The sequence below is a fragment of the Kitasatospora sp. NPDC001159 genome, assembly GCF_053598235.1.
Map to the genome: position 1 here is coordinate 1 of NZ_JBSFJV010000128.1, position 17,145 is coordinate 17,145.

Annotated in this window: 20 protein-coding genes and 4 pseudogenes; 10 read left to right on the plus strand and 14 right to left on the minus strand. The window is 70.4% G+C overall.

Features of this window, described 5'->3' with window-relative positions:
* Positions 1-79, plus strand: a pseudogene (locus ACWC9T_RS36630) (transposase); the annotation flags it as partial.
* 17 nt (positions 80-96) lie between these two features.
* Here the strand turns inward: ACWC9T_RS36630 and ACWC9T_RS36635 are convergent.
* Positions 97-930, minus strand: a complete 834-nt coding sequence (locus ACWC9T_RS36635; protein ID WP_449825366.1) for a hypothetical protein — start codon at positions 928-930, stop codon at positions 97-99.
* 224 nt (positions 931-1,154) lie between these two features.
* Between ACWC9T_RS36635 and ACWC9T_RS36640 the strand changes: the two genes are divergently transcribed.
* Positions 1,155-1,613, plus strand: coding sequence for an NAD-dependent epimerase/dehydratase family protein (locus ACWC9T_RS36640; RefSeq protein ID WP_449825367.1), 459 nt, complete (start codon positions 1,155-1,157; stop codon positions 1,611-1,613).
* A gap of 103 nt (positions 1,614-1,716) precedes the next feature.
* On the opposite strand, the gene ACWC9T_RS36645 is transcribed toward ACWC9T_RS36640, so the two are convergent.
* From ACWC9T_RS36645 to ACWC9T_RS36655, 3 genes are all read right to left on the minus strand, one after another.
* Complete coding sequence (locus tag ACWC9T_RS36645; RefSeq protein ID WP_449825368.1) at positions 1,717-2,079, minus strand: hypothetical protein; 363 nt, start codon at positions 2,077-2,079, stop codon at positions 1,717-1,719.
* An 87-nt stretch (positions 2,080-2,166) separates the two neighbouring features.
* On the minus strand, positions 2,167-2,400 hold the full coding sequence (locus ACWC9T_RS36650) for a WYL domain-containing protein (RefSeq protein ID WP_449825383.1): 234 nt from the start codon (positions 2,398-2,400) through the stop codon (positions 2,167-2,169).
* On the minus strand, positions 2,361-2,600 hold the full coding sequence (locus tag ACWC9T_RS36655) for a hypothetical protein (protein ID WP_449825385.1): 240 nt from the start codon (positions 2,598-2,600) through the stop codon (positions 2,361-2,363). The genes ACWC9T_RS36650 and ACWC9T_RS36655 overlap by 40 nt, the downstream gene beginning before the upstream one ends.
* A 332-nt stretch (positions 2,601-2,932) precedes the next feature.
* Between ACWC9T_RS36655 and ACWC9T_RS36660 the strand changes: the two genes are divergently transcribed.
* Entirely contained in the window at positions 2,933-3,478 is a 546-nt protein-coding gene (locus ACWC9T_RS36660; RefSeq protein WP_449825369.1) for a hypothetical protein, read from the plus strand.
* A 167-nt stretch (positions 3,479-3,645) separates the two neighbouring features.
* Here the strand turns inward: ACWC9T_RS36660 and ACWC9T_RS36665 are convergent, their stop codons facing one another.
* The 5 genes and pseudogenes from ACWC9T_RS36665 to ACWC9T_RS36685 all read right to left on the minus strand — a co-directional run.
* Positions 3,646-3,840 carry a hypothetical protein gene (locus tag ACWC9T_RS36665; protein WP_449825370.1) on the minus strand — a complete coding sequence of 65 codons (195 nt, stop codon included), beginning with the start codon at positions 3,838-3,840 and terminating at the stop codon, positions 3,646-3,648.
* Between the two features lie 44 nt (positions 3,841-3,884).
* Positions 3,885-5,189, minus strand: a complete 1,305-nt coding sequence (locus ACWC9T_RS36670) for a cytochrome P450 family protein (protein WP_449825371.1) — start codon at positions 5,187-5,189, stop codon at positions 3,885-3,887.
* Positions 5,176-6,234 carry a cytochrome P450 gene (locus ACWC9T_RS36675; RefSeq protein WP_449825372.1) on the minus strand — a complete coding sequence of 353 codons (1,059 nt, stop codon included), beginning with the start codon at positions 6,232-6,234 and terminating at the stop codon, positions 5,176-5,178. The genes ACWC9T_RS36670 and ACWC9T_RS36675 overlap by 14 nt, the downstream gene beginning before the upstream one ends.
* Positions 6,235-6,330: 96 nt before the next feature.
* Positions 6,331-6,426, minus strand: a complete 96-nt coding sequence (locus ACWC9T_RS36680; protein WP_449825373.1) for a tryptorubin family RiPP precursor — start codon at positions 6,424-6,426, stop codon at positions 6,331-6,333.
* A pseudogene (locus ACWC9T_RS36685) lies at positions 6,417-7,004 on the minus strand (AfsR/SARP family transcriptional regulator); the annotation flags it as partial. The gene ACWC9T_RS36680 and the pseudogene ACWC9T_RS36685, both read right to left, overlap by 10 nt.
* A gap of 35 nt (positions 7,005-7,039) precedes the next feature.
* On the opposite strand from ACWC9T_RS36685, the gene ACWC9T_RS36690 reads away from it, so the two are divergent.
* Positions 7,040-7,444, plus strand: coding sequence for a hypothetical protein (locus ACWC9T_RS36690; RefSeq protein ID WP_449825374.1), 405 nt, complete (start codon positions 7,040-7,042; stop codon positions 7,442-7,444).
* 61 nt (positions 7,445-7,505) lie between these two features.
* On the opposite strand, the gene ACWC9T_RS36695 is transcribed toward ACWC9T_RS36690, so the two are convergent.
* Positions 7,506-7,856 (minus strand): hypothetical protein, encoded by a 351-nt coding sequence (locus ACWC9T_RS36695; RefSeq protein WP_449825384.1) that lies wholly within the window; start codon positions 7,854-7,856, stop codon positions 7,506-7,508.
* Between the two features lie 818 nt (positions 7,857-8,674).
* Here ACWC9T_RS36695 and ACWC9T_RS36700 point away from each other — a divergent pair.
* The 3 genes from ACWC9T_RS36700 (at position 8,675) to ku (ending at position 11,614) form a co-directional block, all read left to right on the plus strand.
* Positions 8,675-8,872 carry a hypothetical protein gene (locus ACWC9T_RS36700; RefSeq protein WP_449825375.1) on the plus strand — a complete coding sequence of 66 codons (198 nt, stop codon included), beginning with the start codon at positions 8,675-8,677 and terminating at the stop codon, positions 8,870-8,872.
* A 185-nt stretch (positions 8,873-9,057) separates the two neighbouring features.
* Positions 9,058-10,137: a DUF1259 domain-containing protein gene (locus ACWC9T_RS36705; protein ID WP_449825376.1), complete on the plus strand. Its 1,080-nt coding sequence runs from the start codon at positions 9,058-9,060 to the stop codon at positions 10,135-10,137.
* Positions 10,138-10,543: 406 nt separating this feature from the next.
* Positions 10,544-11,614, plus strand: a complete 1,071-nt coding sequence (ku, locus tag ACWC9T_RS36710; RefSeq protein WP_449825377.1) for a non-homologous end joining protein Ku — start codon at positions 10,544-10,546, stop codon at positions 11,612-11,614.
* A gap of 85 nt (positions 11,615-11,699) precedes the next feature.
* On the opposite strand, the pseudogene ACWC9T_RS36715 reads toward ku, so the two are convergent.
* From ACWC9T_RS36715 to ACWC9T_RS36725, 3 genes and pseudogenes are all read right to left on the minus strand, one after another.
* Positions 11,700-12,240, minus strand: a pseudogene (locus ACWC9T_RS36715) (SDR family NAD(P)-dependent oxidoreductase); the annotation flags it as partial.
* Between the two features lie 45 nt (positions 12,241-12,285).
* Complete coding sequence (locus ACWC9T_RS36720; protein ID WP_449825378.1) at positions 12,286-13,317, minus strand: zinc-dependent alcohol dehydrogenase family protein; 1,032 nt, start codon at positions 13,315-13,317, stop codon at positions 12,286-12,288.
* 337 nt (positions 13,318-13,654) lie between these two features.
* A complete protein-coding gene (locus ACWC9T_RS36725; RefSeq protein ID WP_449825379.1) occupies positions 13,655-14,215 on the minus strand; it encodes a hemerythrin domain-containing protein in 561 nt (186 codons plus the stop codon).
* 283 nt (positions 14,216-14,498) lie between these two features.
* On the opposite strand from ACWC9T_RS36725, the gene ACWC9T_RS36730 reads away from it, so the two are divergent.
* Positions 14,499-14,822, plus strand: a complete 324-nt coding sequence (locus ACWC9T_RS36730) for a plasmid stabilization protein (RefSeq protein ID WP_449825380.1) — start codon at positions 14,499-14,501, stop codon at positions 14,820-14,822.
* Positions 14,823-15,242: 420 nt separating this feature from the next.
* Here ACWC9T_RS36730 and ACWC9T_RS36735 read toward each other — a convergent pair.
* Positions 15,243-15,440: pseudogene (locus ACWC9T_RS36735) on the minus strand (IS701 family transposase); the annotation flags it as partial.
* A gap of 167 nt (positions 15,441-15,607) precedes the next feature.
* Between ACWC9T_RS36735 and ACWC9T_RS36740 the strand changes: the two are divergent.
* Together ACWC9T_RS36740 and ACWC9T_RS36745 are read left to right on the plus strand one after the other, a co-directional pair.
* Complete coding sequence (locus ACWC9T_RS36740) at positions 15,608-15,772, plus strand: hypothetical protein (RefSeq protein WP_449825381.1); 165 nt, start codon at positions 15,608-15,610, stop codon at positions 15,770-15,772.
* Between the two features lie 160 nt (positions 15,773-15,932).
* Positions 15,933-16,853 carry a Rieske 2Fe-2S domain-containing protein gene (locus ACWC9T_RS36745; protein ID WP_449825382.1) on the plus strand — a complete coding sequence of 307 codons (921 nt, stop codon included), beginning with the start codon at positions 15,933-15,935 and terminating at the stop codon, positions 16,851-16,853.
* Positions 16,854-17,145 lie beyond the last annotated feature (292 nt).

Below are 17,145 nucleotides of genomic sequence, written 5' to 3' on the forward strand. Positions count from 1 at the left end.
CCTGCAGTACCGGCCCGACACCCTCGACGGCTTCATAGCCGGCACCGGCCTGACCCTCGACACCCCAACGTCACCCTGACGAGCCGAAGTCAGTAACTACTCGCACCGGTGCGGAGTGAGAAGGGTGCAGGTCCGCACCGCCGACACCGTGCCTTTCGCGGGTTCCGCCACGAACTTGAAATCCTCCGGGTTTTTCGCATACGAGCGCGGGTTACGCGTCCCCGGGGGAAGAACGGGCGGGGTTGGATTCACATAGTGCACGTACCCGAGCGTGCCAGACTGCTTCCTAATTTCTCCCGGCCATTTCTCAACGCATGACTTCCCCCCGGTGGGCTGCCAGCATGCGAATGCGCCGTTGTGTACGCGGTTAGGGGTATTTTTGAAGGCAATAATCCAGTCAGGACAATAGGTCGCGCCCCCGCTTTTGGGGCATGGTTGCGTCCAATACCTGTGGTATTCAACGAGTACCCAATTCTTCGCGCTCTCCGGTGGCTTCGGTGTTTTTGGGCAAATTTTACCCGCATAGCAGACCCAGAACTTCTCTAGGTGGGGGGCTTGCCCCGCGTTCCAGTGGTTCACGTGGGCGATCTCGATTCCCACGTTTCTCACGTCAAGCAGGAGGGCATTGTGGACCCGGTAATACTTCAGGTCCTTCGTGTCCTGGTAAATGACCGCCACGCCCCGTTTCCCCGGATTTGGGATTGCCACGTTCGCGGCGTCAGCGGGATGAGCGTTCGTGGAGTAGCCCGGGCTGGTGCTCGCTACGGCAGCGGGGGCGTTGGCCTGCTCGTGAACGCTGCTCTCGGCGACTGCGGGTGCGGCGATGAGCACCGAAGAGATGACGACTCCCGTCACCGCCGAAAGACCTCTGATGGACCGCATGAATCTCTTGGCGGGCCTGCCGAGGTGACAGGGTTTGAATTCGGACATGCTCGGTTTCTCCTATCCTGCGGCCTCTGGGTCCGCCTGGTCCTACGCATTGCCTTCTTGCCGATCGGTGGTGAGGTTTCCCGCAGTCAACCGGAGTCATAACCTGAAAATCTGAAAGTCCCGCTGTCCGGGGCAGCAGGTTGCGGCGAACGGGTCCGGCACCCCCCATTACCTGTATCCGGTCTGACACGATCAGGGCAGCGAGCCGCCGCGTCCTGCGGATCGTGGCGGCCCGACGTAGCAGCGTTCCCACAGCGGCACGCCGCCGCCCTGCGCCTCGGTTCGCGGGCTCGGAGCGCGCGCCGTTCACGGACTTCTCCCCTCCCGTTCCCAGGAATCCCTACGGCGAGGCCAAACTCGCCGTGGAGGAGGAAGCCCGGGCCCTGTCGCACCGGTGGCGACTGCCCACCGTGCCGGCCCGCATCACGAATCTCTACGGCCCCGGACAGCACCTCGCCGAGAACCAGGGCCTGGTCAGCGCCATCATCAAGGCCCGGCTGAGCGGCGAACCCCTGCCGCTGCGGGCCGCGCTGGAGACACGCGCTACTACATCCACGTGCGGGACTGCGCCCGGATGGCCGTCGCGGCGATGGAGGCGGTGCGTTCCCGTACCCGGAGGACGGACCCGTATGTCCGCAAGATCTTCGCCAGCGGGTGGCCCTTCCGGATCGACGAGTTCCTGATCGACGAGTTCCTGGAGGTAGCCGCGCGTCTCTTCGACCGGCCGGTGCCCGTCGTCCCCGTTCCTGAACATCGAGGAAGGAATGCGGGCCGTCCGTTCCGATCTCAGGTACCGGCTCGGACTGAACTGACCGGCTCCGGCGCGCGCTCGTCGGGCAGGGGCACCCCGACGTCGAGGCGGCCGATCACCTGGCGGGCCGCTTCGGCGAGTTCGGGCGGGCCTTCGACGGTGAAACGGCAGTTGAAGGTGACGAGGAAGCCGATGAGCGCCGACCAGGACCACGCCCCCATCCGGATCCGGGTGACCCGCTCGTCGATCGCTTCGAAGCTCGCCGCACCCGGAGCCCACTTCGCCACCAGCGTCGCGGGGCAATCCATCAGGACGGTGCCCCAGCACGGCCAGGTGTCCGCGGTGTCCCCCCGGTCGGGCTGGCTCTGGACGAATCGGGTGATGTCCGCCTCCGGCACTTCCCGAGGACCGAACCGCCAGGCGCTGGAGGTCAGTTGCCCGATGCGGTCGAGCCGGTAGGTGTGCCAGGAGTTCCTGCGCTGGTCCTACGCCACCAGATACCAGCGCCCGGACCAGACGACGAGCCGATGGGGTTCGGCCAGGACCTCGTCGTCCTCCACCGGGTCGCGGTCGATGGACCGGTAGGCGAACCGCACCAGCTCGCGCTGCTGCGCGGCGGCGCTCAGCTGCGCCAGCAGCGCGGGATCGACCTGGGACGGGGCCAGCTCCCAGGCGTTCTCTATCTGTTCGATCGAGAAGGTCGCCAGCCTGCGGGCCAGGTGGGAGGCAGGAGTTCCTTGATGGAGTTCAGCGCCCGCTTCGTGGCGTCCCCCATGCCGGTCACCGAGGCCGGAGCCGTCTGCAGGGCCAGCGCGATGGCGATGGCCTGCTCGTCGTCGACTATCAGTGGGGGCAACCGCGCTCCGCGGGACAGCCGGTAGAAGCCGGAGGGGCCCTTGCGCGGTCTCGAGCGCGACACCGCGGACCGGTTCTACCGCGCCGGCACAGGCCGGCGGTCGGGTGGCGGCGGCCCTTGGCCTACCCCGGCGCGGCGGGCGGGCCGTAGAGCCCTCGCCGGACAAGGCGCCGCGGCGGTCGGCCGGTCCACGCGATTCGTTGCCACAGGATGCCCCATTCGAGCGACCGTGCTCTCCTGGAAGGAGCAGAGCAACAGATCCCGAAGCGCTGAGCAGCGATGTGCGGGGGGAGCCGGCCTCGCCCGAGGAGGTCGCGCCGCCGCGGAAGTGCCGGCCCTGGCGCCGCGCGATGATATCCCGCACGGAGCGGGCCAGCGCTGAAGAAGGTGGCCCCATGCGCAGGAAGTATCTCAGCCTGCTGGGCGTGATCCCCATGCTCGCCAGTTCTGTCGTGGCCGCTTCTGCCGCGTCCGTGCCGGCACCGTCAGCCGCGCTCCCCGCAAACGTCGTTGAGTACTGCGCCACTCCCTACGGGCAGCTGACCACCGTAGGGAACGTGGGCGTTCAGGCCTGTATCTCGGCCTACACCAGCCCTGGGTCGGGAGCGCCTGACGCCACGTCAAGCAAACCGGTCGCCCTGATCCGGGTCCCTGTGCAGAACCTGGACAAGGACTACGCACACGGCGTCCTGATAGCCACGTCCATCAGCATCAACGGAGCACCGTGGACGTGGGTGCGCGACCAGGCCAGCGCGTGCAACCTGACGCTCCAGTCAGAAGGGAGCGGCACGCCGCCGCCGGGAGCCTTCGGCAGTTGCCCCGGCGACATAGAGGTCCACGTGTCTCCCGGAGACCAAATCACGGGCAGGGGCGTCGTCTCCGTCGACGGCGGAGCCTCCTGGGTGAACGTCCAAACCCCCACACTGACAGTGCCGAAGTAGCCCGGGCTGCGTCGTCAGGAGAAGAGTTCGTTTCGCCGACCTGACGGCGCAGCAGGCCGAGGTGAGTACTGCCGTCAACACCCAGGTGAGAACCAGGGCAACCGGAATGCCGATGTCGTACGAGCCGACGGCCAGCAAGGTGAGGAGCAGTCGACGGCCTGGACGGCTCAGTGGCTCTGGTCGACGGCCGGGTCGTCCTCAGGGCCCGCCCGGGCGGCGGGGTGCCGGAGCCCGTCGTGCACGCCGCGATCGCCCAGGATGAAGGCGAGCCCGACGGCCACGAGCACCCGCTGCTCGGCGACGGGCGGCGCGGATGCGGTCCTCGGCGCGGACGCGCTGGCGGTGATCAGTGGCTCGGCCATCCCGACCGCCCCTTCCGCTGCGTTACCCGCTGGTAGCCCCCACCCTAGCCAAGCAGCACCGCCAGTCGCAGCAGTCCGTGGTGCCTCGGGTTCTCCTGCCACACCGGCCGCTCGGCCAGCCGCAATGCGGGCCAGCGCCGGAACAGTCGGCCGAACGCCACCTCGGCCTGCAGCCGGGCCAGCGGCGCGCCCAGGCAGTGGTGGATGCCGTGGCCGAACGCCAGGTGCCCGGCACCGTCCCGGGTGATGTCGAACCGATCCGGGTCCGGGAAGGCGGCCGGGTCGCGGTTGGCGGCCAGCAGACCGAGCTGCACGAACTCCCCCGCCGGGATCCTGGTGCCGGCGATGACCACCGGCTCGGTGGTGTAGCGCAGCGAGGCGATCGCGAACGGGCTCTCGTAGCGCAGCACTTCGTCGATCGCGCCGGCCAGCAGGTTCGGGTCGGCGCGCAGTGCCGCGAGCTGCTCCGGGTGGTCGAGCAGGGTAAGCATGCCGTTGGCGATCAGGTTGACGGTGGTCTGGTGGCCGGCCAGCACCAGCAGGAAGCACATCGAGGTGATCTCCGGTCCGGTCAGCCGGCTGTCACCGTCGCGGGCCGCCAACAGGCCGCTGAGCAGGTCGTCGGCCGGGTGCTCGCGCTTGTGGTCCAGCAGCTCCTGGATGTGCCGCAGCATCGACTCGGCGGTCGGCACCGAGACTTCGCCGTCGCCCTCGGCCTCGGCGTTGCCGCGCACCTGCAGGGCGGTGCGGCCGTCCGCCGGTGCCCCGAGCAGGTCGGATATCACCCCGAGGGGCAGCGGCAGTGCGAAGTCCGCGATCAGGTCGGCCTCGGCACGACCCGCCAGGGCGTCCAGCAGGCGGTCGACCCGGGCCTCGACCAGGGGGCGCAGCGCAGCCACCCGGCGGGCGGTGAAGGCCTGTTGGACCAGCCGGCGCAGCCGGGTGTGGTGGGGAGGGTCGGTGTTGAGCATGTGGCGCATCAGGCCGGCGCCGGGGCCCTCGGTGTTGCCGAGCAGCGCGCCGTACCGCTCGGCGGCGCCCTCCTTGCTCAGCCGGGGATCGGCCAGCGCGGCGCGGCAGGCGGCGTGGCCGGTGACCAGCCAGCCCTCGACCGGCACCGGCTCGCCGAACCGGACCCGCCGCACGACGCCCTGCTCGCGCCAGCGCCGGTACTTCTGGTGCTGGTGGGCGAAGAACTCCCCGCCCACCAGCACCGGTTCGGCGACTGGTGGCTCAGCAGCGGCCGCACCGCTCGGCTCAGCGGCGGTTGCGGACGCGGTCGCCGCGGTGGTCGGCTCGGTGGCGGCCACGGGCGCGGCCGCTGCGGCGGTCGGCTCAGAGGCGTCCACGATGGCCCCCGACCAGTCGGACCTCCTCCACGCCGAGCAGTCCGACCAGCGGCACCTTGGCCCGCTGCTGCTGCGGGTCGACGGCCAGGCCCTGACGCCGGATCAGGTCGAGCAGCAGCTCGGCCAGCGGCATCACCATGTGGCGGCCCCAGCAGCGTTCGGAGCTGTGGCCGAACGGCAGGTAACCGGGAGCGGTGTCCGGGTCGAGCGAGTCCCAGCGCTCGGGGCGGAACTTCTCCGGGGCGTCCCACAGCGCCGGGTCGCGGTGCGAGAGCAGCGGCAGGATCAGCACGTCGTCGGCCTGCCCGATCCGCTGGTCGATGGCCGGGTACTCCGGGGAGGCGTAGCGCAGGATGTTCCAGGACGGCGGCAGCAGCCGGGCAGACTCGTGGATGATGTTGCGGTTGGAGACGTCCTCGTCGAACGGCGCACCGAGCCAGAGCGCGTTGGCCACCAGGGTGGAGACGGTGAAGCAGACGGGGGCGGCGGCGCGCCGGTACATCCCCATCGCATAGCGGCGGTCCTGGTAGCCGGTGGCGTCGGTGAAGAGGCTGGCCAGCGCCGTCAGCTGGTCATCCGGCCGGGGATGCCGGGGCAGCGCGGCGCCGGCCGCGATGACCGACCAGGTGAGTTTCGGCGTCAATTCCAGATAGCGGCTCATCAGCAGCCGGAGCCGGTACGGATCGTTCCCGAGAATGAGGTCGCGCAGGAAGAAATGGCCGGTGATGGGCCACGGACCGCTCAGGTCGACATTCTCCGGAATGGGATTCCTCAGGGCCGCGCGCACGTCGGCGCCGATGGTCCGCATGATCGCGGCGGCCTCGGGGCGGCCTATCGAGCGGCCGTGCAGTGGCTTGAAGGTGGGCCGCTCGGTCTCGGTGGCGCGGCGGGCGGCGAGGATGCGGTCCATGGCCTCGGGGCCGGCCACTCCGACGGTGTCGGGCTCCAGGCGGAACACGTCCTGGCCCAGGTGGTCCCGGAGGAGGGCAGCGAGGCGCGGCGCGAACACCGTGGTGCGGGTGTGCGAGCTGGCGGTGAGCGGCATGGCGGGTCTCCGGGGCCGGCAGGGCTGACGGGTCGTCGGTCGGAAGGGAGGATGCCGGGCTCGTCCCCGCCCGGGGGCGGGGACGAATTCCTCGGCTTAGTACCAGAAGTACCAGGCCTTCTTCTTGAGGCTTTCCTGACCGCTCAGCGTGTTGCGGATCGCAAACAGAATCTTCATGCGTCTCACCTCCATGAAACGGGATGCCCTGAATTTGGAAATTCAGTGCGCTGGGCGCCAGTAAATCCCCCCTTCGCCACTGCTGTCAACGGGTTGTTCAGGAAGAAGTCCCGAGACCCACCCGATGTCCGGTTCGCCCCACCCTCCCGAGAAAGGATGGAAAAATTTTCTGAATTCGTGAACCGAATTCGGCCGCCGAACCGTTTTGGCCCGGCACATTCGCTCGTGTCGGGGGCCAGGCCGAGCGCGGCGACTGTGATGATGGGGGTGCCAGCGGTGGCGGCGGCCGTCAGACGGTCGGTCAGGGCGCTCAGTTCGCCCGCACGGCCTGTGAAGTCGGGGGCGTCGGCGGGGAGTTGCGCGGGGCCGGTTTCGATGCCGGTCGCGGCCGGTGGCGCACCGGTGCTGCCTGCAGTGCCCGCAGTGTCTGGGGTGTCCACGGCGGGAGTGGCGGGCTCTGGCCGCCCGAGGAGTGCGGGGTCGCGGGTCAGCACTTGCTGGTGGACGGTTCGCAGCGCCGGTCCCGGGTCAACGCCGAGCTCGTTGGCCAGCCGGACGCGGACGTCCCCGAAGACGGTCAGCGCGTCGGCCTGGCGTCCGGTGTTGGTAGAGCGCCGTGATCAGCTGGATGAGGAGGCGCCTGCTGCGCAAGGCCCACGTGCTGCGCTACGAGATGACCGCTGCCCGCCTGGAGGCCGCCTCCATCGCCGCCGAGGCCTCCGCCCCGCTCCCGGGGGAATCGTCGCGCGTCGAATCAAGCGTCGTGGCCGACGCCGCCGCCCGGGCCGGTACGGCGCCCGCCGCCCAGGCCTCTGCCGCCAACCCCGGGCCGACCGTTCCCGCCGCCCGCCACCACGCTTCCCCGCGCGTCGAATCAAGCCCTCAGGCGCCCGCTCCGGCGCCCCGGCCGCAGCCCCCACCCCGCCCGCCGTCGTCCCGGTGGAAGAACGGCGCCTGGCACTCGCCGCCGAACACTCCTCCACCAACCCGCTCCGGCGCCGCCTGGGCGCACCGACCGGAACCCACAGCGTGAAGAGCGGCGCGGGTCTGGTCGAGAGCTGGGACGCGGACCTGCATGTCAGCCAAGCCCGGGTTCACAGCCACCGCTTGGCAGCTTCGACGCTGTCACCTCCGCTGGTGTTGAACGCGATCGCGGCCTTCGGTGCATGCCGCCGGACCAGATTCACGACCTGCTCGAACAGTGGCAGAAGTGGTTCCGGCTTACGAATTCCGCCGCCGATGACGACGACGTCCCACTCGCGCTCGGCCAGTGCGGTGACCATCGTGGACTCGGCTGACTCGTCCAACGCAATGAGCGCCATGGACGCGTCGATGGCGTGTTCGCCAAACCGTGTCAGCTCCTGGTCGAGGGCCGCGCGGACGGCGGCCCCGTCCATGCCAGGCACTGCGTGCGGGTCGATTCCGAGAATGAGAACTGACGGCATGTCATCTGTGACGATCAAGCGACAGCGCTGGTTCCCGAGACGCGAAGCAGTCGTTCGGACGACCATCGCCCTGGTCGGCTCCGCCAAGGGGCGGCGACCTCGCCGACGCCCGCGGCCAGGCGTTTCGGGCGACGGGGGAGGGCATGGCGCATGGCGGTCCCTTCGGGTGGTGGGCGAGTCGCCGCCGAGGTTGGCGGAAGCGGTGCATCACCACGGTGGAAGCTGATGTGATTGACCGTCAGGGCAAGCCGGGGTCTGCGGGCCTTCGCCGTACCCATGAGGGTCGGGTCTGCCCATGGGCAGACTGGTGCATCGGGGAGGTTCGTCGGCTCCACTCCGCCGCGCTGCGGGCAGGCCGAATTGTCGGCCGCGCCGGCGTCCCCGCGGTCGTCCGTGCGTTCGTCCCCCGAAGATGAAAGGCCTGCGGACAATTCCCTGACCAGCGAGGACGTGTCCGAGCCGTCCCACGAACAATCGGCCGACGAGGTGTCGGCCCCTGAGGACGGCGGGCTCGGGGACGCCGCTCGGACAGTCCCCGGGGCGGGGGCCACCGGTCGTGCGGAGCCTGACGCCGGGCCTGCGGCTGAGCCTGGCCTTGGGGCTGCCGCGGGATCCGCAGCTGAGCCCATCCCTGAACTCGCCGCTGGGCCTGAGGCCGAACCCCCTCCTCTCGCCATCCCGGCCCCCGCCCCACCCTCGCGTCGTCGGCTCCTCGACCTGCCGACGGACCGGACGGCGTCCCAGCGTGCTCCCCCGGCGGCTGGAGGCGCTGGCGGACCCGGGCGCAGTGGGCCGCTCTGCTGGCGCTGCTCGCGGCAGTGGTGGTCGCGAACCAGTACCAGCGGCCCCGGCACGGCGAGGACACGGCCGCCCCCTCCGTGACCGCCTCGCCCGGGGGCCTCTCCCCGCCGTCCGACCTGAACCCGCCGCCCTCGCCCACGACCGCGGCTTCCACCCACCGCAGATGCCCCCCCGCCACCGCCACCGAGAACATCGGCCTGCCCGCCACAGCCTGAACCAGGGCTCAGCACCCGACCCCGACACTCCAACGACCCGTCAGACGATCACGCACCCGTCAACGTGACAACGCCGACCTGGACACACCCCATCCGGGGATCGGTCGGTCCGCGTGTGTCGAATCGTCGTCCGCACGACGAACGGTGTTTTGATTTCACGACGCGGCACATCGGGAGGCGAACACATGGCTACTGAAGCGAGGCCGGGATCGACCGGAACAGGCGCAGGGGCATCACGACGCCGCGTCCTGACCACGGCCATGCTGGGATCGGCATTCGCGGCACTGCCGGGACGGGCCGTCGGTGCCGGGCAGGACGCCTTACACGAAGCGGCGTACGGCGGCACGGATCACGCCCGCGGACGTGAGGCGGGCGCTGACGGCAGGGAGGCCGGCGCGCTGGTGCGTCCGGCTGAGAGCGCCGCGGGGGACTGGACTCACGTCGCGGCGGAGCTGGGCCGCAAGGGCAGCATGCTGGGCAAGCTGATCTACCGGACGGCTTTCCCGCGCACCGACCTGCATGTCGTCTCCCACGGCGTCACCGTGTCGCCGGAACTCGCCGTCGGCTCACACGTGTCCTTCATCCGCTATGCCGACAACACCACCCTGACCATGGGAGAACTGGCCGTCACCGAGGCGGAACTGCACCCGGTGATCGGCGCGCTGCAGTCACACGGCATCGAGCAGGTGGCCATTCACAACCACCTGCCCGCTCACACCCCCCGTCTCGTGTGGATCCATACGCACGGACACGGTCCGAACGCCCTGGCCCTGGCACGCGGCCTGCGCGCCGCGGTCGCCCACACGGGCACGCCGCCCGCCGAGTCCTCGACGACTCACCCGAAGAAGCTGGAGCTGGACACGGCGGGCATCGACGCCGCCCTGGGCACCACAGGCACCGTCTACGGCAGTGTCTACAAGTCCGCCTTCCTGCGCCGCGAGACGATCACCGACGCCAGCTATGTCCTGCCGCCCGGTTCCGGGGCGACCACGGCCTTCAGCTTCCAGCCGGTGGGGGGAGGCCGCGCTGCGCTCAGCGGGGATGTCGCCGTGCTGGCCGGGGAGGCGCAGCACGTGCTGGGCGTACTCCAGCGCGACGGGATCGGGATCGTCGAACTGCACAATCACGGCTTGGTCGACTCGCCCCGCATGTTCTTCATCCACGTCTGGGCCGTCGGCGACGCCGTGAAGATTGCGCGGGCCCTGCACCGTGCGGTGGCCGCCACCAACGCCGCACCCGCCCATGGGGCAGGAGGGGGCGAGTAGCGGGCCTGACGGCAGCGGCCCATGGCCGTGGTCCACGAGAACCGCTTCCTCGGCGATCCCACCGTGGCTGCGCGGGGTCGGCCGTGTGCCCGTCCGGGTACGGTTTCGCGCTGGTCGGCTCCGACCTGGCACCGGTCACCGTGGTGCTGGACCCTACGACGACCTGCCCCACACGCGCACCGCCCAGGCCGCCCACGACCCCGCGCCGGCCGGGCCACCGTCCACCCCACCATCGGCACCGACTCCACCATCTGCCTGGCCTACGACATCCTCGCCGCCCTGCCCTGACCCACTCCGGCCGGCCCAGCACAGGGTGCGCCACCGCATTCCGGCGGGTCACGCTGGGGGTGGGGCCCTCGCACGCCGGCGGCGGCCGCCCGGTCCGGCAGGAGGAGGGAGGACAGCGGTGGCCCGACCCATGTGGACGGGGGCGCTGACATTCGGGCTGGTCACCGTGCCCGTGGCCCTCTACACCGCGACGCAGTCCCACGACGTGCGCTTCCACCAGTTGCAGCGCGGCACCGGTGACCGGGTGCGCAACAAGCGCGTCAACGAGCGCACCGGCAAGGAAGTCGAGTTCGCCGACATCGTGAAGGGCTACAAGGTCGCCGAGGGCGAGTACGTGATCGTCGAGCCGGACGAGCTGGAGCAGATCTCCCCCGGCCGCTCCCGCACCATCGACATCGCCGCCTTCGTCGACCTCGCCGACGTCGACCCGATCTTCTTCGACCGCACCTACTACCTCGGCCCCCGCGGCAAGGAGTACCAGAAGGTCTACGCCCTCCTGGTCGAGGCGCTGGAGCACGCGGGCAAGGCGGGGCTGGCGATGTTCGCGATGCGCGGCAAGGAGTACCTGACCGCGGTGCGCTCGGAGAACGGGCTGCTGGAGCTGCACACCATGCACTTCGCCGACGAGGTCCGCGACCCCCGCACGGAGGTCGGAGACCTGCCGGAGAAGGTGAAGCTGTCCCCGAAGGAGGTCGAGACCGCCGAGCAGCTGATCGGCATGCTCGCCGTCGACTGGGACCCCGCACAGTGGCACGACACCTATGAGGAACAGGTGAAGAAGCTCGTCGAGGACAAGCTCGCCGGCCGCGAGATCGCCGTCTCCGCCGGGCCCGCGCCCGAGGCCACCAACGTCGTCGACCTCATGGACGCCCTGCGCCGCAGCCTCGAAGGCGCCCGCAAGGACAAAGCGACTGGCGAGACGACGAAGAAGCAGACCACTCGGCCCGGCACCACCGGCCGCTCCCCGAAACCGGCCGCAGGAACGAAGAGCACCTCCGCCAAGACCACCGGGAAGAAGACCGTGGCCAAGCGTGCCGGCGCCACCGGCAAGCGGCAGCTGTCCCAGCTCACCCGGGCCGAGCTCTACCAGCGCGCCGCCGCCCTCGACATCCCCCACCGCTCCACCATGAACCGCGACGAGCTCCAGCGCGCTCTCGAACGCGCCGCACGACCGCGGGCGGCGTCCTGAGCGGAACGCCTCATGCCGGGAAGGACGGAACGCGGCGCCCGGCCCAGGCCCCGGTGACCGCCGGGAGTGGGTGCCCGGCCAACGCGATGCGGATGCCTCGCGGGGCGTATTCGAGGGTGGCGCTGCCGGTGAGGCCGATCACGCCGTGCTTGGAGGAGTGGTAGGAGGCGCGCCCGGGGATGCCGACCAGGCCGCCGAGGAAGGAGCAGTTGACGATGGCGCCGCTGCCCTGGGCGCGCATGTGGCGCAGTTTCGTACTTCCTGCTCGCCCAGATGCCGCGCAGGTTGACGGCGTGGACGCGGTCGAAGACGTCGGCGGCGTCGGCGGGCGGGATCTGGATGCCGGCGTTGTTGTAGGCCGCGTCGAGGCGGCCGAAGGTGGCGACGGTGCGGTCGACGGCGGCGGCGACCTGCTGCTCGTCGGTGACGTCGCACGGCAGGGCGAGGACCTGGCGGCCCTCGTCGGCGAGCTGCCGGGCGGCAGTGTTCAGGGCGGCCTGGTCGAGGTCGGCCGTGGCGACGGCGGTGCCAGCGGCGGCGAAGGCGCGGGCGGTGGCCAGGCCCATGCCGGAGCCGGCGCTGGTGACGAAGGCGACCTGGCCGGTGACTTCGTAGGCGGGGTTCATCGTGGGGGTCTCCCAGCTGAGTTCGCGGGGTTCGGGCGGCCGGGTTCAGCGGGAGGCGGTGGCCGGCGTGAGGAGGGCCTTGATGGCGCGGCGCTCGTCCATGGCCCGGTAGCCCTCGGCGACCTGGTCCAGGGGCAGGGTGAGGTCGAAGACCTTGCCCGGGTGGATCCGGCCGGTCAGGACGTGGTCGATCAGGTCGGGCAGGTAGCGGCGTACGGGGGCGGGGCCGCCGCGCAGGCCGACGTGGGAGAAGAACAGTTCCTGGCCGTCGACGGCGACCTCGTGCGGCACGCCGACGAAGCCGACGCTGCCGCCGGGCCGGGCGGAGTGCAGGGCCTGCTGCATGGACTGGGCGGTGCCCACGCACTCCAGCACACTGTCGGCGCCGATGCCGCCGGTCAGCTCCTTGATCCGGGCGATCCCCTCCTCGCCGCGTTCGGTGATGATGTCGGTGGCGCCGAACTCCAGGGCGAGCTTCTGCCGCGATTCGTGGCGGCTCATGGCGATGATCCGCTCGGCGCCCATCTCCTTGGCGGCGATCACGGCGCACAGTCCCACCGCGCCGTCCCCGACCACCACGGCGGTCGAACCGGGCTTGACCTCGGCGGCGTCAGCGGCCCACCAGCCGGTGCCCATCACGTCCGAGACGGCCAGCAGGCCGGGCCAGAACTCCTCGCCCGGCACCTGGTCGGTGGCGACCAGGGTGCCCTCGGCGTTGGGGATGCGGACGTAGTCGGCCTGGCAGGTGCTCATGAACTCGCGGTGCACGCAGTTCGACGGGAAGCCGTTGCGGCAGTTCGGGCAGGTGTTGTCGGAGGTGGCGAAGGAGCCGATCACGAACTGGCCCGGCCTGACCGAGGTGACTTCACTGCCGACCTCTTCGACGAAGCCGACGTACTCGTGGCCCATCGGGTGCGGTTCGTCGATCGGCTCAAGTCCGCGGTAGGGCCACAGGTCCGAGCCGCACACACAGGTCACGGCGGTGCGGATGATCGCGTCGGTTGGGTGGAGGATCTTCGGGTCGTCCAGCGTCTCGAAGCGGACGTCACGGGGGGCGTGGATCACTGTGCCGCGCATGAGAGGGATTCCTTGTCGCGTTCCGGGGCACGCGGCCGTACAGGCGTACCGGCCGCCGCCGAGGCGGGTCGGGTGGAGGCCCTCTCCCGTTGCTGGCCTTCAGGTCCGGGCGGAGAGTGCCTTGTCATCCAGAGAACCCTCTTCCGGCACGCGCAGCGAGTCACCAGCAAGGGGTGTACCGGCAGGACAACCCGCGTCCGGCACGCCGTACGGTCAAAGGGTGGACAACAGCCAGGGGGTCCGCGAGTTCCTCACCTCGCGGCGAGCGTTGCCTGATCGGGCCTCCGGGCCAGGACCGCACGGCTGTGGCTCGGCCCCAGGCGGCGGCCGGGGGTGGTCAGGACTTTCCGCGGCCGGTCACGAAGTCACGGGCCCGGTCGACCAGGCCGGCGCCGGGTGCGAGGAGCTTGCTGGCCGTCGGGGTGCTCGGTGCGGCCGGGTGCGGGCGGGTGGGGGCCATGGCCTTGGCCCGGCGCACCTTGTCCCCGAGGTCGTCCAGCTGCTGCGGGGTACAGGCCTGGCGCAGCAGGGGGAAGAGGGTGTTCTCCTCGTCCCGGACGTGGGCGGCGACCTCGTCCATGAGCTGCTGGAGCAGCAGGTTCATCTGCGCCTCGCCGGTGTTCATCTGCTCGAGCTTCTTGAGGATCTGCTCGACGCGGCTGTGGTCGGCGAGCTCCTTGTCGGCGAGCCGGTCGCCGCCCTGGACGTGCTCGCGGACCGCCGGGTAGAGGTACTGCTCCTCGGCGACCGAGTGCCGTACCAGCTCGATGGTGACCTCGTCGACCAGGTCCCGTAGTTCCTGCCCGCGACCAGTCATCGCCTGGATTCGGGCGAAGATCTCCTCCACCTCCCGGTGATCCGCCATCAGCTCCTCGATCACGTTCCCGCCATGCCCCATCGCGCATCCGCCTCTCGTCCTGTCCGGGCCGGGCCTGTCCCGCCCAGCAGGCAGTGATCCCCACCCTGGAACGTCCATGCCGGCCGGACACCTGCGCCTCACTCGATCGGAGCCCGTAGAACGGCGGTGCCGCCGTGACGCGAGCGGGTTCCGATACCCGCCGAGTCGGATCTGCGCGACGGGGACGGCGTGGGCCGGCCGGCTCACCTGCCCAGGCGCGCGAGGGCGTGGAGAACTACGTTCTGGGTAGACGCCGAAGCGCATCATCCCAGGAGGAGGCGCCATGCCTGCCGGTTCGAGCAAGAAGCGTGAACGTCAGTACGAGCACATCAAGGAGAGCGCCCTGGATCGTGGCGAGAGCGAGAAGCGGGCCAAGGAGATCGCGGCCCGGACCGTGAACAAGGAGCGGGCGCGGCACGGTGAGTCGAAGACGGCCAGCCGTTCTTCGATTCAGGACATGTCCTCCTCGCGGCGTGGCGGACAGCGTTCGCACTCCGGCTCCGAAGGCCCCACCAAGGAGCAGCTGTACAACGAGGCCAAGCAGCGCAACATCCATGGCCGTTCGAAGATGAACAAGAAGCAGCTCGCCAACGCCCTTGGCCACTGATATCGGCCTGTCCCGCAGCGGGCCTGGCCGACGGTGTCAGGAGGAGGCAACGAGGGGCCCACCAGGAGCTGATGGACTCCGTGTCCTGCATCGACTGCGGCGACGTTCCCGAGGAGGAAGAGCACCTACGTCTACGAGATCGGCCAGTTCCGCAGCTGTCGTTGTCCCTGGAACGCGGCGGCGCTGCGGCTGTTCGACGACGTCTACGCGTTCGCGGCGACCGGTCCCCGGCTGCACGAGGACTGGGCGTACGACGTCCTCGCCGTGCTGCACCGGGAGGTACCCGATCCCCGTGGTTGGGTTCGGCTGGATCCGGACCGTGCCAATACCGCGCGCCGTACGGCGTCGGCCTATCCCTTCGATCCCCCGGCCGCGTCGGAGTTCCCCGAACGTCTGTATCGCCTGGACGCTCGGACGGCGGTCACCGCTCTTGCGATCACGGCCGAGGAGTGGTCGTCGGGACCGGTCCCCGTCCGCTCCGTCGGTGCCGATCTCGATCCAGGCCCAGCCGTAGTAGCGCGGCCCCTTGGCGCCGGGCCCGGAGCTCTGCCGGTGCCAGGCCGAGGCGGGGAGGCAGTCGGCGACGGCATCCGCGCGAGCAGCGGTTCGCCCCTGATTGGCCAAGGACTGGGAACCCGACGACCCCCGCATCGAGGAACTCGCGACCGCCGTGGCCGACCGCTTCCTCGCCAACCCCGCGCGCGATCCCGAATAGCCTCCAGGCCCGCACCGACGCCACCCGGTACGGCCTGCTCAACCACCACGGCGAAGACCAGGCACCGGCCATGGCCCGGCTGACCACGCTGGTCGAGACGAAACTGTGCTCCGCCGGAGTGGACATCCCACTTGATCGGCGAGAGGAGGAACTTCTGGACGAAATCGACGAAATCCACCGGTTCTGGGAAGCGAAACAAGCCACCCGGTCAACCAGTGCACCCAGCACCCGGTGACCACCTCGGCGCGCCCCGACCCGCGTGCCCCCGGCGAGTTCGGCAAGGACCTGGTACGGATCCGGCCCGCCACCGCACCCCGACGTCCGGCTCCTGGGGCGTGCTCCGCACGGCCCACGCCGCCGTGCCCGCAGCGGTATCCACCCGCACGCTGAGTTCCATGATGAGGAGCCTGGTCACCCACATGGGCAACACCGCCGGCCAACGTCCCCGGAGCGCCACCGAGCGCATGCTGAAGGCGCTCGACGCGCTCGCCGAAGCCGACGGACTCGACACCATCACCGCGCCCCTGAAACGGATCGTCCAGGCACTGCCGCTGGGCCGGGCACGCGATGTGCTGCACGGACGCCCGCTCGGCCATCCCCTGCATCCCGCCCTCGTCCAGATCCCCGTGGGCGCCTGGACCTGCGCGGCCGTCCTCGACCTGACGCCCGGCGCTCAGCGCCCGGCCCGTCTCCTGGTGGCGATCGGCGTGATCACCGCCGTCCCCGCCGCGTGGAGCGGCTGGATCGACTGGGCTGAGCAGCATGAGCAGCAGATGCGCACCGGCTTGGTGCACGCCGTTGGTGTCGGCGCGGCGATCGCGCTGTACGGCGGCTCATGGGCTGCCCGGGGGCGGGGCCGCCAGGGGGTCGGCCGAGTGCTCGGCTTCACCGGCCTGGCTGCCGCAACCGCCGGGGCCTTCCTGGGCGGCCACGTGGCCTACCGGCAGAGCGCGGGAACGAACAAGACCGAACCCGTCCCGCACCTGGTCGAATCCGGCTGGCACCCACTCGGCCGCCTGGCCGACCTGCCCATGGGCCGACCCGCCCGACGCGCCGTCGGCGACGTCCCCGTGCTGGTGGTACGCGAGTCCGAGCACATGGTCCACGTCCTGGCGGCCTGGTGCAGCCACATGTCCGGACCGCTCACCGACGGTGAGATCGTCGACGGGTGCGTGCGCTGTCCCTGGCACGGCAGCCTGTTCCGCCTCTCCGACGGTTGGAACGTCGGCGGCCCCGCCACCTCTCCACAGCCCCGTTTCGAAACCCGCATCGACGGTGACGGCGTCCTGCACGTCCGTCTGCCCAACGCTGGCTGAGCGCGTACGCGCAGCGATGCGTGGTGTGTCGCACCGTCACCGTGGAGGAATTCCTCCCACTCCTGCTCGGTCCGGCTGCGGTACTCCTCGCTGGGCCGCAGCTCCCGGCGGCGGGCGATGAACGACCGGTGCCCGGTGATGGCCTCCTCGGGGTAGACCGCCTTGTAGCCCATGGTCGTGTTGATGTCGCGGTGACCTGAGACTCCCCCGGGATGCGGGAGAAGCTGACAGCGGTTCAGATGGGGAGCATGGAAGGAAGCCCCACGATGGCCGCACCGATGAAGTACCCACT